Origin of the sequence: Noviluteimonas lactosilytica (assembly GCF_020866925.1) — a bacterium.
Classification (GTDB): domain Bacteria; phylum Pseudomonadota; class Gammaproteobacteria; order Xanthomonadales; family Xanthomonadaceae; genus Noviluteimonas; species Noviluteimonas lactosilytica.
Genome location: NZ_JAJGAK010000001.1, coordinates 177720 through 192695 on the forward strand (window position 1 = coordinate 177720; position 14976 = coordinate 192695).

Annotated in this window: 12 protein-coding genes; 7 read left to right on the forward strand and 5 right to left on the reverse strand. The window is 66.8% G+C overall.

What is annotated here, in order from left to right:
• The first annotated feature begins 107 nt into the window (after positions 1-107).
• The 3 genes from LK996_RS00915 to LK996_RS00925 are packed head-to-tail and all read left to right on the forward strand — an operon-like array spanning position 108 to position 3544.
• Positions 108-914: an SDR family NAD(P)-dependent oxidoreductase gene (locus LK996_RS00915; RefSeq protein WP_230525299.1), complete on the forward strand. Its 807-nt coding sequence runs from the start codon at positions 108-110 to the stop codon at positions 912-914.
• Between the two features lie 21 nt (positions 915-935).
• Positions 936-2519: an MFS transporter gene (locus LK996_RS00920; RefSeq protein ID WP_230525300.1), complete on the forward strand. Its 1584-nt coding sequence runs from the start codon at positions 936-938 to the stop codon at positions 2517-2519.
• Positions 2516-3544: an HlyD family secretion protein gene (locus tag LK996_RS00925; protein WP_230525301.1), complete on the forward strand. Its 1029-nt coding sequence runs from the start codon at positions 2516-2518 to the stop codon at positions 3542-3544. Before LK996_RS00920 ends, LK996_RS00925 begins: the two co-directional genes overlap by 4 nt.
• A 91-nt stretch (positions 3545-3635) precedes the next feature.
• On the opposite strand, the gene LK996_RS00930 is transcribed toward LK996_RS00925, so the two are convergent.
• The gene (locus LK996_RS00930; protein WP_230525302.1) at positions 3636-6173 is read right to left on the reverse strand and encodes a TonB-dependent receptor plug domain-containing protein; all 2538 of its coding nucleotides are present in this window, start codon (positions 6171-6173) and stop codon (positions 3636-3638) included.
• 269 nt (positions 6174-6442) lie between these two features.
• On the opposite strand from LK996_RS00930, the gene LK996_RS00935 reads away from it, so the two are divergent.
• From LK996_RS00935 to LK996_RS00950, 4 genes are all read left to right on the forward strand, one after another.
• Positions 6443-6757 (forward strand): hypothetical protein, encoded by a 315-nt coding sequence (locus LK996_RS00935; RefSeq protein WP_230525303.1) that lies wholly within the window; start codon positions 6443-6445, stop codon positions 6755-6757.
• A gap of 11 nt (positions 6758-6768) precedes the next feature.
• Entirely contained in the window at positions 6769-7602 is an 834-nt protein-coding gene (locus LK996_RS00940) for a helix-turn-helix transcriptional regulator (RefSeq protein WP_230525304.1), read from the forward strand.
• Between the two features lie 51 nt (positions 7603-7653).
• Entirely contained in the window at positions 7654-8169 is a 516-nt protein-coding gene (locus tag LK996_RS00945) for a DUF4760 domain-containing protein (protein ID WP_230525305.1), read from the forward strand.
• Positions 8170-8255: 86 nt separating this feature from the next.
• Positions 8256-8405 (forward strand): hypothetical protein, encoded by a 150-nt coding sequence (locus LK996_RS00950; RefSeq protein ID WP_230525306.1) that lies wholly within the window; start codon positions 8256-8258, stop codon positions 8403-8405.
• A gap of 51 nt (positions 8406-8456) precedes the next feature.
• Here the strand turns inward: LK996_RS00950 and LK996_RS16650 are convergent, their stop codons facing one another.
• The 4 genes from LK996_RS16650 to LK996_RS00970 all read right to left on the reverse strand — a co-directional run bounded on the left by LK996_RS16650 (position 8457) and on the right by LK996_RS00970 (position 14960).
• Complete coding sequence (locus LK996_RS16650; RefSeq protein ID WP_343225840.1) at positions 8457-11495, reverse strand: NHL domain-containing protein; 3039 nt, start codon at positions 11493-11495, stop codon at positions 8457-8459.
• On the reverse strand, positions 11408-14308 hold the full coding sequence (locus tag LK996_RS00960; protein WP_230525308.1) for an FG-GAP-like repeat-containing protein: 2901 nt from the start codon (positions 14306-14308) through the stop codon (positions 11408-11410). The genes LK996_RS16650 and LK996_RS00960 overlap by 88 nt, the downstream gene beginning before the upstream one ends.
• On the reverse strand, positions 14305-14487 hold the full coding sequence (locus LK996_RS00965) for a hypothetical protein (protein ID WP_230525309.1): 183 nt from the start codon (positions 14485-14487) through the stop codon (positions 14305-14307). Before LK996_RS00965 ends, LK996_RS00960 begins: the two co-directional genes overlap by 4 nt.
• A 137-nt stretch (positions 14488-14624) precedes the next feature.
• Positions 14625-14960: a zinc ribbon domain-containing protein YjdM gene (locus LK996_RS00970; protein ID WP_230525310.1), complete on the reverse strand. Its 336-nt coding sequence runs from the start codon at positions 14958-14960 to the stop codon at positions 14625-14627.
• Between the last annotated feature and the right edge of the window lie 16 nt (positions 14961-14976).

The window sequence follows — 14976 nt, forward strand, 5'->3', positions numbered from 1 at the left end:
TCCTCCGATGGCCGAAAAGGTGGGACCTTCGACATTTAGGCCTTCCGGTTGCGAGTCTACATTGCATCCCGCACCCGGCGACCCGCCGGCCATCGGAACCCTCACAGATGAATACCCACGTCCACCGCGGCACGGCGCTGATCACCGGCGCGTCCTCGGGCATCGGCGCCGTGTATGCGGATCGCCTCGCCCGTTCGGGTTTCGACCTGATCCTCGTCGCGCGTCGCGAAGACCGACTGCGCGCCCTCGCTACGCAGCTGACCGACCGCACCGGCCGTTCCGTCGAAATCCTCGCCGCCGACCTCACCGACGCGCAGGGCATCGCGCGCGTCGAACGAGTGCTGAAGACCGACGCGAGCATCACGATGTTCGTCAACAACGCGGGCATCGCGGCGACCGCGCCGCTGCTCGGGTCGGACATCGACCAGATGGACCGCATGATCGCGCTCAACGTCAACGTCCCCACGCGCCTTGCGTACGCGGTGGCGCCGGCGTTCGTCGCGCGCGGCACGGGCACGATCGTCAACATCGCTTCGATCGTCGCGCTCGCGCCGGAGCTGCTCAACGGCGTGTACGGCGGCAGCAAGGCCTACGTGCTCGCCTTCTCGCAGTCGCTGCAGCACGAACTCGCCGACAAGGGCGTGCGCGTGCAGGCGGTGCTGCCGGGCGCGACCGCGACCGACCTGTGGGAAAACGCGGGCACGTCGCTGTCGACGCTGCCGCAGGAAATCGTGATGTCGGCGGACGACATGGTCGACGCCGCGCTCGCCGGCCTCGAACAGGGCGAGCTGGTGACGATCCCGTCGCTGCCCGACATCTCCGACTGGAATGCGTTCGAACGTGCGCGCAAGGCGCTGGGTCCGAGCCTTTCCCGTTCGGTTCCCGCGCTGCGTTACGCGATCGCGCAAGACTGATCCAACACCAAGCCGCTTGCCATGAACATCGTCGGCACGACCGCTGCGCCCTCCACGTCCTCCCTCGCGTGGATGCCACCGGCCGTGCTGACGGCCCTGGCCGGTTCGTTCCTGTCGAATCTCACCGGCCAGTTCGTCGGCACCAATCTCGCGGACATCCAGGGCGGCATCGGTGCTTCCGCGGATGAGGCGTCGTGGATCTCGACGGTGTTCCAGGTCGCGAGCGCGGCCGGCATCGTGGTGTCGCCGCCGCTGATTCGGGCGCTCGGGTTGCGGCGCTATCTCACCTGGGCGACGGTCGTCTTCGCCGCCTGTGCGTGGGTGTGCGCGATTGCCGGTGCGTTGCCGACGATCCTGTTCGCGCGCGCGCTGCAAGGCTTCGCGGGCGGCGGGTTCGGGCCGATCGCGTTCACCGCGATCTTCATGCTCTGCAAGGGACCGCGGCTGCCGTTCGGGCTGGCGATGCTGGCGTTCGTGTTGATCGCATCGGTCAATGCCGGACCGGTGCTGTCGGCGCCGATCGAAGCGGTGTTCGGCTGGCGCGGGTTGTTCGTCGCGCAGTTCATGGCCTCCGTGCTGCTGCTCATGGCCGCGCTGCGCTGGATGCCGCCGTCTGCGCCGATCGATCGCGTGCCGTTGAAGACCGACTGGCTCCAGTTCGCGCTGCTGTCGATCGCGAGCGGGGCCGTGTTCCTCGCACTCGGCCAGGGCACGCGGCGCTTCTGGCTCGACAGCAGCGTGGTCGCGTGGGGTTTCAGCATCGCGATCGGTGCGTCGGTCGGGTTCGCCTTCGCGTGGCGGCACGCAAAGGCGCCGATCCTCAACATCCGCACGTTGACGAGCCGGCGGTTCGGCATTCCGATCGCGCTCAACCTCGTGTTCCGCGCGTCGTTCGCGACGTCTGCCTACCTGGTCCCGCTGCTGCTCGCGATGAACCTCGGGTACCGGCCGCTCGAAATCGCGCACGCATTGTGGTGGCTGCTCGTGCCGCAGGTGATCGGATTGCCGCTCGTGTGGCGCGCGATGCAGGTGCATGACAACCGCGTGCCGGCGATCTTCGGCCTGCTGCTGGTGGCGCTGGGGACGTCGATCGCGGCGTATTCGACCAGCGTGGTCGGCGCCGAACAACTGCGGTGGAGCCTCGCGCTGATCGGCATCGGGCAGGTGTTCTTCCTGGTGCCTGTGTTGCTGATCGGCGCCGGTTCGCTCACGCCGGAAGAAGGACCGACCGCTTCCATCGCGTTCAACCTCACCACCGTCATGGGCACGGTGGTCGGCACGGGCCTGGTGTCGCACTTTGTCACCGAGCGCGAGAAATACCACTCCAGCGTGCTCGTCGAACACATCACGTCGGGCGCCGCGCAGCAGAGCGACCGCCTGGCGTCGCTGATCAACGCATGGTCGATGCGCGTCGGCGACGACGCGCTCGCGACCGCACGCGCCGTCGCGCAGATCGGCGCCACCGTGCGACGCGAAGCCTGGCTGCTCGCGATCAACGAAGGATTCGCGCTCATCGCGCTCGTGCTGATCGTCGCCGCAGTCGGCGTCGCGATGATCGGCCGCTCCCCGCCCCTCCCCCGCGCAAGCGAAGGAACCCCGCCATGATACTCCGCAACGCTTCCCTCGTCGGCATCCTGATCGCCGGCACCGTCACCGCCGCGTTCGCCGCGGGCCTGCTGCCGGGCAGCATCGTGCAAGGCTGGGATCGGCATTACACCGACGATGCGTACGTGCGCGGCGACATCACGCAGATCAGTCCTAAGGTCTCGGGCCACATCGTCGCCGTCGCCGTGCGCGACAACCAGCCGGTGAAGGCCGGCGATGTGCTGTTCCGCATCGACGACCGCGATTATCGCGCGCGCCTGCAGCAAGCCGAGGCCGCGCTCGCGGCGCGTCGCGCGGCGATCGGCAACCTCGACGCGCAGGTGCGCCTGCAGGGCGCTGCGATTCGCCAGGCACGCGCCTCCGTCAACGAGGCACTCGCAGAATCCGGACGAACGCAGCGCGACGCCGCTCGCGGTCGCGAACTCGTCGGCGACCAACTCATCGCCGCTTCGCAGTTCGACCAACTCGAGTCCGCCGCGCAGGCCGCGTCGTCGCGCGCCGCGGAAATGGACGCCGCCCTCGCCTTCGCGCGCCAGCGCACCGGCGTGCTCGAAAGCCAGCGCCCGCAACTCGAAGCCGACATCCAGGCAGCGCAAGCGGCGGTGTCGCTTGCCGCGCTCGACGTCGAAAGCACCGTCGTGCGCGCGCCGGTCGATGGACGCGTGAGCGAGCGCCAGGCGCGCGTCGGCCAGTTCGTGCGCGCGGGGACGCAGCTCATCGCGCTCGTGCCGACGCACCTGTGGGTCGTTGCGAACTTCAAGGAAACGCAGCTCGAAGGGATGCGCGCGGGCGACAAGGTCGACATCGCGATCGACGCCGTGCCCGGCACGACGTTCCGCGGCGAGCTCGAAAGTCTTTCGCCGGCAAGCGGCGCGCAGTTCGCGTTGTTGCCGCCGGACAATGCGACCGGCAACTTCACGCGCATCGTGCAGCGCGTGCCGGTGCGGATTGCGTTGAAGGACGGCGCACCCGCGTTGGGAGCGCTGCGACCCGGCATGTCGGCGACGGTGCGCGTGCGCGATTGATGTGCGCGAAACAAGGAGGCCACCCTTGCGGTGGCCTCCTTGTCGAACGTTGCGTGCTCGCAATCAGCACATGTTGATCAGACCATGCCAATCAAAACCGGAAATCGAGCTTCGCGTAGTAATACCCGCCGTTGATGCCGAACGGCAGCGTTTCCCAGCCGTAGATGAAGCCCAGCGCCGGGAACGGGTTGTTGAGGCCCGGGTTGTTCGGATCGATGATGCCCGCGTCCCACTTGTCCGGGTACACGTCGAACACGTTGTTCGCACCAAGCGTGACGCGCCACTTTTCGTTGATGTTGTAGCCGACCGCGATGTCCGTCAGCCACTTGCCGCCCCAGGTTTCCTTGATGCCCGGGGTGAAGCCTTCGCCCGACACTTCGCCGAAGTAGTTCTCGCGCAGCGTGAACTCCCACTGGTTGAGCGTGTAGAACGCCTGCAGGATGTGCTTCTCGCCCGGCTGGCCTTCTTCCACCAGCGTGACCTGCGTGTCGTCGAACAGCACGCCCGGTGCGAGCACCGACGAATCGGAATGGCGCTTGTTGACCGTCGTCGTGTTCCAGTGCAGCAGCGCGGTCAGGTCGAGGTTGCCGCCCCAGGCTTCGGTGTTGTAGTCGGCGACGATGTCGACGCCTTCGGTCTTCGTGTCGATCGCGTTGGTGAAGAACAGCACCTGGCCGACGCCGATGGGATCGAGGATCGCGCGGATCGGGCAGCCGGCGTTCAACGGACCGCACGTCGCGGGATCTTCGGGCTGGATGTTGCTCGAGAAGATGATGCGGTCGTTGATGTCGATGTGGAAGATGTCGACCGTCAGCGCGAACTTCTCGTTCGGACGCCACGCCACGCCGAGGGTGAAGTTCACCGACTCTTCTTCCTTCAGCGGCTCGATGCCGAATGCGCGGGTGACGTCGCTGTCCTGGCGCGCGGTGAGCGTGTCGGTGAGGATGCCTTCGGCGTTGAGGTTGGTCGAACGCTGGCCGTAGAACAACTGCTGCACGCCCGGCGCGCGGAAGCCGGTGGAGATCGTGCTGCGGATCGCGAAGGTCGGGCTCATGTCCAGGCGCGCCGACAGCTTGCCGGTGACGGTTTCGCCGAAGTCCGAGTAGTCCTCGTAACGCACCGCGGCGCCGAGCAGGAAGTCGCTCGTCAGGTTCGCTTCGGTGTCGATGTAGGCCGCCCAGTTGTGGCGGCTTTCGTCGACCGCTTCGCGCGGCGAGAAACCGGGGAAGCCCTGGATGCCCGGCTGCGCGATGTCGCCGGCCTGGCCGAAGATCGGGATGTTGCGATCGTCGGTGCGGCCGTACATGTACGACACCGGGTCGCCCGCTTCGATCTTGTAGCCGTCTTCGCGCCACTCCAGGCCCGTGCCGAGCGACAGCGGACTGTTGCCGATGCCCCAGTCGATCGTGCCGCGCAAGTCTGCGTTCAACGTGGTCTGCGTGAACTCCAGCGTGCCGGTGTCGGCCGACGTCGGCGATTCGTTGAACTGCGCGCCGGTCGGATCCAGCGGATCGATCGGTTCGTACCACCAGCTGACGTTGACCGAATTCTTTTCCTCGAATCCGAACTGGCTGCGGCCGTGGTTGACCGACAGGTCGATGTCCCAGCTCTCGTTGAGGTTCATGCGCCAGCCGAGCGCGAGCGAGCCGTCTTCCACCGTCGTGATGATGTTGGGCAGGAAGCCGTCGGGATACAGCTCGGGCACGGTGCGGTTGTCGTCGCCGGTGCGGAAGAAGCCCGACGAATCGCCTTCGCGCTTCGACAGGCCGCCGAACCAGTACAACTCGCCGCCGCCGAGCGGCAACTCGCCGTTCATCCACAGGTACGCGTCTTTCGCATCGGCATCGCCGAGGCGCTGCGTCACGCGCGGCGGCGAGACGCGAAGCAGGTCGGGACCCGCGCGGTTGGTTTCGCCGCGATCGCGGTATTCGCCGGTGAGGTTGAGGAAGCCGCCGTCGCCGAGCTTGAAGCCGGTGTTGAGTCCGAGATGCGCGACTTCGCCGTCGCCTTCGTACGTCTGCCCGAGTTCCATGCTGCCGAGCGTTTCGTCGGTCTGCTGGCGCAGGATGATGTTGATGACGCCGGAGATCGCATCGGAGCCGTACTGCGCCGACGCACCGTCGCGCAGCACTTCGACGCGGTCGATCGCGGACACGGGAATCGCATTGATGTCGGTACCGGCCGAGCCGCGACCGATGGTCTGCTGCACGTTGACCAGCGCCTGCTGGTGTCGGCGCTTGCCGTTGACGAGCACGAGCACCTGGTCGGGACCGAGCGAGCGCAGCGTCGCCGGACGCAGGATGTCGGTACCGTCGCTCACGAACGTGCGCGAGAAGTTGAAGCTGGGTTCGAGCATCTGCAGGATCTGGCCGGTTTCGCGCACGCCGGCCTGGCGCAGTTGCTCGGCGGTGATCACATCGACGGGGGCCGCGGTTTCGGCCGCCGTACGGCCGCGTGCACGCGAGCCGACGACTTGCACACGATCGAGTTCGGTCGGCGTTTGCGCTGCCGGGGTCGAGGGTTGCTGTTGGTCGGCGGTTGCATCCTGCGCCTGCGAGGCCAAGGCGAACGACAGCCCGAATGCCAGCGCCGACAGCTTCAAGACGCTCTTGCGTGCTTCCTTCGTCATACGTGATCTCCTTCCCACGTCGTGACGGCGCCCCCCATTCGTGCGCCGGTGGCGCTCGATGCGCCACGCCGCCTATGTAACACTGCTGTAACGCTTTGCTAACAATTAATTCGACTTTGCGACGAGTGGCACGAAAAGAAGCGGAACTTCCGCAGTGCAGCAAGAAGATGTGCGCATTGCGGCGCGTTCGACGCTGATTGCGCATTGCAACAAAAGCCGCATGCGCAGCGTCGCGAGGCGCGCGACCCGAATGCCTACGATGCGCTCGCATGTCGTTCGCCTACGAACCTCCGACGCGCCCACTTCCCCCCGCATGCCGATGGCTCGTGCAGGCCGACACCGCGCACCTGTTGTGGAACGCCGGCTGCATCGCGATCGTCTATCGCGAACGCGACGGCGCGTGGGCGACGCAGATCAACTGGCAGAAGTCGACGCTGCGCGCGCGGTGCGGATCGATGGCGCAGGGGCGGCGGTGGATTGAGCGGTGGATGGAGAAGCAGCGCGGGTTGCCGGGAAGCGGCGCGCGTCACGTCGTGCGAAAGCCCGGATGGATGCAGGCCTTCGAAAACTTCGCAACCCGCTAAGCTTCGACCCGATGTCCCAATTCCATTCCCGCCTGCTCCTGCAAACGCCGACCGTCGCCGTGCGCGACGTCGTGTGCCCGGGCGAGCATCGCCACCTGGGCGACGAGGAACAGTCGACCGTCACCGAACTCGTGTTCCCGTATCGCGGCACGTACGTCGTGCATGTCGGCGAAGAAGAAGCGGTGGCCGACGCGAGCCAGGTGTTGTTCTTCAACCGGGGCGAGCGTTACCGCGTGCGTCATCCCAATGCGGGCGGCGATGCGAGTCTTGTCGTTTCGGTCGACGAACGTTTGCTGCAGGAGATCGCGCCCGCCAACCTGTTGCGCGAAGGCGAGTCCTTCGCCTTCCGCCAGCATCGACTGCGCATCGATGCGCGCGCGCAGGTGCTGGTCGCGCTGCTCCGCCACAGTCTGCGCGAAGGGATCGCGGAGCCGCTGGAAGGCGAGTCGCTCGCGCTGACGCTCGTGCAACGTGCGCTGGGCCCGCGCACGACGCACGCGGCGGGTGCGAGTGTCGCGCGGCAGCGCCTGGTCGATCGCGCGAAGATCGTGTTGGTGCGCGACCTCGCGCGGCGCTGGACGCTGGCCGATGTCGCGACGGAAGTCGGCGTGTCCGCGGTCTACCTGACGCAGAGCTTCCAGCAGGTCGAAGGGCTGCCGCTGTATCAATATCAACTGCGCCTGCGGCTCGCGCGCTCGCTCGACCTGATCGCCGAGTGCGAAGACCTCACGACGCTCGGGCTCGACCTCGGGTTCTCCAGCCACAGCCATTTCAGCGCGGCGTTCCAGCAGGCTTACGGACGCTCGCCCTCCGAATTCCGGCAGTCGGCGTTGCGGCGACGCTGACGGCTGAGCTTGCGTTTGCCGGTGGCGCGGGTCGCTGCCGTTGCTTTCGGAATGGACCTGCAGGACCTCGGCAATCTCGCACAGGCGATCGGCGCTGCGACCGTCGTGGCCGGGTCGATCTTCGCGCTCATCCAGTTCATCGAATACAAGCGGCAGCGCCAGGATGCGGTGGCCGCGGAAGTCATGCGCACCTTCATCGGCGCGGAGTTCTGTCGCGCGATGACACTGTTGCTGGCCCTGCCCGACAGCGTGTCGGGGCAACGGTTGCGCGAAGAAGGGGCCGAAGCGCAATACGCCGCGGTGCTGGTGTGCTGCACGGTCGAGACGCTCGGCATCCTCGTCTACAAACGCATCGCGCCGTTCCCGCTGGTGGTCGAACTCGCGGGCGGCATCATCGTGGTGATGTGGCGCAAGCTCGGCGCGTGGTGCATCCACATCCGCAACGAGCAGCGCCAGCCGTCGTGGGCCGAGTGGTTCGAGTGGCTCGCCAAGCAGTGCGCGAAACACAAGGACGAGACGTACCCGGCATACGTCAAGCACATCGATTGGACGCCAAGCCGGCGGTGACTCGCTAAAGATTTCGACAGCGCCGCCCCACCCCGCCGCGCTCCAATACACACACCCGATCACGGGTCGCTCATTGGAGATGCATCATGGCCCAGAAAACCTGTGCTGCCTGCGATTACCCGCTCGACGAGAACGCCATCCAGGTCACCATCGGCGGCCAGACCGTCGAGGTGTGTTGCGAAGAATGTGCGCAGAAGTTGAACGAAGCGCACCTGTCGGCGCAGCAGGAAGGCTGATCGCGCGCCGGCTGAACCCCTCTCCCGCGTGGGAGAGGGGCGCAACGCCGGTCAGGGCTGCGCTTCGACCGGCTGGATCTTCCAGGAAAGTCCCCACACCGCCATGGCGCGCTGGTTGCTCGCGACGGCGTTCTTCCACAGCGTGTTCGCACCGGTCGCCGAATTGCGCCACACGAGGTCGTCGATGCCGTCGTTGTCGTAGTCGCCCGCGGCCGCGATGAACGATGACGGGTTCGGCACGGTGGTCAGGTACATCTGCGTGTAGGCGTTGGCGGATTTCCAGATCTGGTTGGCGCCGGTGGCCGAGTCGCGCCACACGATGTCCGCAACGCCGTCGCCGTTGAAGTCGCCGACCGCCGCGACTTTCCATGTGAGCTTGGACAGGCTCGGGAGATACGTCGAGGCGCCCGAACTCGCGGCGGACCACATCAGGTTCCCGCCCGTCTGCGTGTGGCGCCACAGCACGTCCGACTTGCCGTCGCCATCGAAATCGCCGATGCCGGCCAGCACCCACTTCAGGTCGGTGATCGACGACGCGGCCTTCTTCGTCGCGCTGTTACCAGTCAGCCAGATTTCGTTGGCGCCGGTGAGCTTGTTGCGCCACAGCAGGTCCGACTTGCCGTCGCCGTTGAAGTCGCCGGCGCCGACGATGGTCCAGTTCTGATCCGCTTGCGTGGCGAGCACCATGATCGTGTTCGCGTTGCCTGCACGCCACACGATGTTGTTGCCGTTGATCGTGTTGCGCCACACCAGGTCGGCCTTGCCGTCGCCGTCGAAGTCGCCTTGCGCGACGAGCTTGTTCTCCGTCGCGATCGTGGCCGCGGCCATGACCGTCGTGGACTCGGCGCTCAGCCAGATCCTGTTGACGCCGGTGTTGCCGCGCCAGAAGAGGTCGGAGCGGTGGTCGCCATTGAAATCCGTCGGCACGACGCGCGGCAACTTCGCGCGGTAGATGCGACCGTTGCTGGTGGCGACGTACAGGACGCTCGTCTTGATCGCGACGCCTTTCGCGTAATACGGCAGGCTCGTGAGCGTTTCGATCTTCCCGTCCGGACGGATGCGGCGCACCTTGCCTTCCGAGGTGAAGTACACGCCGAGCGCGTGTGCGGCGAGGCTGGTGACGTTGCCCAGCTTTGCGCTGAGTGCAGGACCGCCCTCGCCCGAATAGAACGTTGGCGCGTTCGTGTCGGCGTTCGCCACGCCCCCGATCTTCGTGATCACGCCCCCGCGCGAGATCCTGCGGATCGTGCTCGGCAGTTCGTAGACGTAGACGTTGTCGGCGCCGTCGGTGGCAACCAGGCGCGGCGAGAACAGGGCCGCGTTCTTCGCAAGGCCACCGTCGCCGGTCTGTGCGCGCGTGCCGTTGCCGGCGTACGTCGTGATCTTGCCGGCGGTATCGACGCGATAGACCTTGTCGACCCCGGTGCTCGCGGCGGCGAGGTACATGTTGCCGACGCTGTCGAGGGCCATGCCGCGCACGGAGAGACTCGTATTGTTCGCCAGGCCGTTTTCGACCATGGGGCTGCCGCCGAGGCCGCCTGCGAATTGGGTGATCTTTCCATCGAGCGCCGCGCGTTGCACGCCGCTGGCGAGCACGTTGGACACGTACACGAGGCCGCCGCTCGCCGCCGCGGTCGCATACGGAATCATGTCCCAGGCGAAGGCGGACGAGCAGTCGTAATAGAAATCGTCGCAGCCATCCCAGGGCTCGAGGCCACTGCCGGCGACGGCCGAAATCTTGCCGCCCGCGATCCGGCGAATGCGATACGTCGGTGCACGCTCGTGGAAGGCGATCGAACCATCGTCGCCGACCGAGAGGTGTTCGATGTCCGCCAGGTTCGCACCCAGCGCCGTGGCGCCCTGGCCGGCGATCTGCACCGCGCCCGCGTGCGTGTACGCCTTGCCGTCGGCCGCAGCGATCTTCACCACGCGCGCGAAGGTCCAGTCGCCGAAGTAGACGTTGCCGGCGCTGTCGGTGGTGATGCCCTCGATGTAACCGAAGCGCGCGGTTCCGATCCCATTGGCGCCCTCGGCCGAACGCGTCCTGCAGTTGTCGTCGACGCCGCCGTAGACGACCTGCGTCGACCCGGACTGCTTGATCAGCGCGCAGTCGTAGTTGAAGTACACGCTGCCCGCCGCGTCCACGTGGATCTCGTACGTGGTAACGCCCGGCATGAACGTCGAGATGATGCCGTCGGTCGTGACCTTGCGGATCGCGCGGTTGCCCGCGTCGGTGATGTACAGGACGCCGGTTGCGTCGACATCGATGCCGTAGGGCCCCCAGAACTGCGCAGCGGTTGCAGGGCCGCCCTCGCCCGCGTTCGTGCCGCGCACGCCCGAGCCTGCGTACGTACTGATCACACCTTGCGGCGTGATCTTGCGCACGCGTTGCGCGTCGGTGTCGGAGACGAAGAGATTGCCGTTCTTGTCGATCGCCACGTCGTAAGGCGACATGAAACTCGCGCTCGTGGCCTGCCCGCCGTCGCCCGCGTGTGCGGCGATGCCGTTGCCCGCGACGGTGGTGATCGTGCCGTCGACCGCGATGCGCCGCACGCGGCGGTTGCCGCTGTCGACGAAGTACAGGTTGCCCGCGGCGTCGAACTTCAACCCGGCCGGCTTGTTGATGAAGGCCTTCGACACGGGACCGCCGTCGCCGCCGAAACCGCTGCTGCCGCCGACCAACGTGCTGATCACGCCTTGCGGCGTGATCTTGCGGATGCGATTGGCCGAGCTTTGCGATACGTACATGTTGCCGGCCTTGTCGATCGCGACATCGCCGACGCCGACGAGGTTCGCCGATTTCGCCGCGCCGCCGTCGCCGGTCCAGGTGCCGCCGGCGATCTGCGTCCATGTCAGTTGCTGCGCGTGCGTCGTCCCCACGACGCCGGCCGCCACGACCAGGAGCGCAGTCGCGGCCACTCGCCCGAGCACGCCCGGGCGATTCGTTTCGTTCCCCATCGTTCCTTCCCCCGAAGTCCGATCAGTGGTTCGTGTTTTACGTTTTACGGCTGCGCTTCGACCGGCTGGATCTTCCACGAAAGACCCCACACTGCCATGGCGCGCTGGTTGCTCCCGACCGCATTCCGCCACAACGTGTTCGCACCCGTGGCCGAGTTGCGCCACACCAGGTCGTCGATGCCGTCGTTGTCGTAATCGCCCGCGGCTGCGATGAACCACTGCGTGTTCGGCACGGTCGTCAGGTACATCTGCGTGTAGGCGTTGGCGGATTTCCAGATCTGGTTCGCGCCGGTGGCCGTGTCGCGCCACACGATGTCCGACACGCCGTCGCCGTTGAAGTCGCCGATCGCGGCGACCTTCCAAGTGAGCTTCGCAAGGCTCGGGAGATACTTCGAAGCACCCGCGTTGGCGCCGGACCACAGCAGGTTGCCGCCGGTCTGCGTGTGGCGCCAGAGCACGTCGGACTTGCCGTCGGCGTCGAAGTCGCCGATGCCCGCGAGCACCCACTTCAGGTCGGGGATCGTGGACGCGGCTTTCTTCGTCGCGCTGTTGGCGGTCAGCCAGATGTCGTTGGCGCCGGTGACCTTGTTGCGCCAGAACAGGTCCGACTTGCCGTCGCCGTTGAAGTCGCCCGCGCCGACGATCGTCCAGTTCTGGTCGGCTTGCGTCGCGAGCACCATGATCGTGTTCGCATTGCCCGCGCGCCACACGACGTTGTTGCCGTTGAGCGTGTTGCGCCACACGATGTCGGTCTTGCCGTCGCCGTCGAAGTCGCCCTGCGCGACGAGCTTGTTTTCCGTCGCGATCGTTGCCGGCGCCATGCCCGTCGTGGATTCGGCGCTGAACCACACGCGGTTGACGCCGGTGCTGCCACGCCAGAACACATCGCTGCGATGGTCGCCGTTGAAGTCGTTCACCGGGATGCGCGGCAGCTGCGCGCGCACCACGCGACCGTTCTGCGTCGTCACGTACAGGTAGCCGAACTTCGCCGCGAGGCCCATCGCGTAGTTCGGCGTGCCCTGCACGGTTTCGATCCTGCCGTCGGGGCGGATGCGGCGCACCTTGCCTTCGGACGCGAAGTACAGGCCGCTCGGATGCGCGGCCATGCCCGTCACCGAACCGGGCTGCGCATTGAGCGCGAGCCCGCCTTCGCCGCGGTAGAACCCGTCGATGGTCGGATCCTCGTTGAACGTCTTGCCCGCGACGCGGCGGATGATGCCGTCGAGGCCGATCTTGCGGATCAGCCCTTGTGCGAAGACGAAGACGTTCCCGGCGCCGTCGGCGGCGACATGCGTCGCATTGGCCAGCGACGCGCTGGTGGCCGGGCCGTTGTCGCCGATCGGTGCGCTCGGGTCGTCGCTGCCGGCGAACGTCGTCGCGATACCCGCGGGGTTCACCTTGACGATCCTGCCGCGATTGTCGGGAATGAAGAGGTTGCCCGCACCGTCGAGCGCGATGTTGCCCATCAGGGTGAAGTTCGTCTGCGTCGCCGGCACGTTGTCCAGCGGTTCGGAACCACCGCCGGCGAACAGCGTCGTCGTGCCGTTGCCGTTGACGCGCGTGACGGTATTCGTCGCGCGGTCGGCGATGTACGTCACGTTGCCGGGGCCGCTGGCCAGGCCGGTGACGCGCGCGAAGCTGCACGAGGTCGCCAGGGTGCCCGTGCATCCGACCGAGGCCAGGCCGGTGCCCGCGTACTCCCACACCTTCCCGGCGGAGATCTCGCGCACGCGATACGAGTACAGCCACTCGTTGAACATCACGCCGCCATCGTCGGCCACCGTCACCGCGTTGGTGTACGACGTCATCGCGGTCGCGCCGGCCTGGCCGTACGGCATGACGACCGGCGTGCCGGCGTACGTGTAGACCTTGCTGTCGGCGGCGGCGATCTTCACGATCCGCGCGTTGTTGGTGTCGGCGAAAAAGATGTTGCCGGCCGCGTCGACGGCGATGCCGTCGGGATAGCCGAATTGCGCGCTGGTCGCGAGCGTGCCATCGGGGCTCTTGCCGTCGCAGTACGACGCAAGCGAGCCGTAGATCGTCGTCACGTTGGCCGGCGTGCGCTTCGCGATCTGGCAGTCCGACTCCATGTAGACGTTGCCGGCCGCGTCCACTTCGACGTTCAGCGGAATGCTCAGGCCGCTCGCGTACGTGGTGATCGTGCCGTTGGTGGCGACGCGACGGACGCGGTTGTTCTTCGTGTCGGCGATGTAGAGATTGCCGGCGTCGTCGACGTCGATGCCTTCGGGGTCGTACAGGTAGGCCGAAGTCGCGGGGCCGTTGTCGCCGTAGTAACCGGCGAAGTCGAGCGTGCCCGCGTAAGTGCTGATGACGCCGGCCGACGTGACCTTGCGGACGATGTGGTGCCTGCGGTCGCCGATGAAGAGGTTGCCGTTCTTGTCGAAGGCAAGTCCGGTGGGATCGCCGATGCCGGCCGACTTCGCCTGGCCGCCGTTACCGCTCGCATGCCAGTCGCCGTTGCCCGCGACCGTCGTGATCGTGCCGTCCGGCGCGATGCGGCGCACGCGGCGATTGCCCGAGTCGGAGAAATACAGGTTGCCTGCTGCATCGAACACCATGCCGCTCGGGCGATCGATCAGCGCCTTCGACGCTTGCCCACCATCACCGCCGAAGCCGTTGGCGCCGCCGACGAGCGTGGTGATCACGCCGCCCGGGGTGATCTTGCGGATGCGGTTGGCCCACACCGAGGAGACGTAGAGGTTGCCCGCGCCGTCGATCACGACTTCGCTTGGGCCCTGCAGGTACGCCGCTTTCGCCTGGCCGCCGTCGCCGGTCCAGCCGCCCGCCAGGTTGGCGAAGTTCAGTTGCGTCTGCGCATGCGTCGCGCCGATGCCCCCCATCGCGAGGCACGCGGCCATCAACGACAGTGCGATGTTGCGCTTGCGTCCGGTGTTCGCCACGGTGCCCTCTCGATGCAGGTTCAAGGTTGGGATGGGGTATCGCGCACGGCTTCGCCAGCGATCACGCGGATCGCTTCGTCCAGATCGGGTTCGGCCTGGTCGGCGCCCACTGCACCGGCCACGCCTGCTGCGACAACCCACAACCCACCCACGACGAGGCGCCCGAACCATTTGCCCAGGCGCGCGACTTCCGTGCTTTGCACTGCCCCCCCAACGGGGCACCCCGGCCCCGCGAGCGACTATAGCCATTCCATGTTGCGTGGATAGACGTGACCGCGCGGCGCACCGCCACCGCCGGTCAACGATCGCCGCTGGCGCGCATCGCGGGTGAACAGGACGCTCAGGCCTTGCGCAGGAAGCACGTCTTGAGGACGAGACCCTTGATCTTGTCGGAGTTGCCTTCGATGTGTTCCGCGTCGTCGGACACCAGGCGGATGTGCTTGATCACGGTGCCCTGCTTCAACGGGATCGACGAGCCCTTGACCTTGAGGTCCTTGATCACGACGACGGTGTCGCCGTCGGCGAGCACGTTGCCGTTGCTGTCGCGCACGACGAGCGCGTCTTCGCTCGCTTCACCGGCTGCGAGCGGCCACTCGAAACCGCAATCGGCGCACACATGGTGGGCGCCGTCGACGTACGTGTTCTCGAGGGTGCACTGCGGGCAGGGGGTGGTCATCGCGGCGATCCGGCGG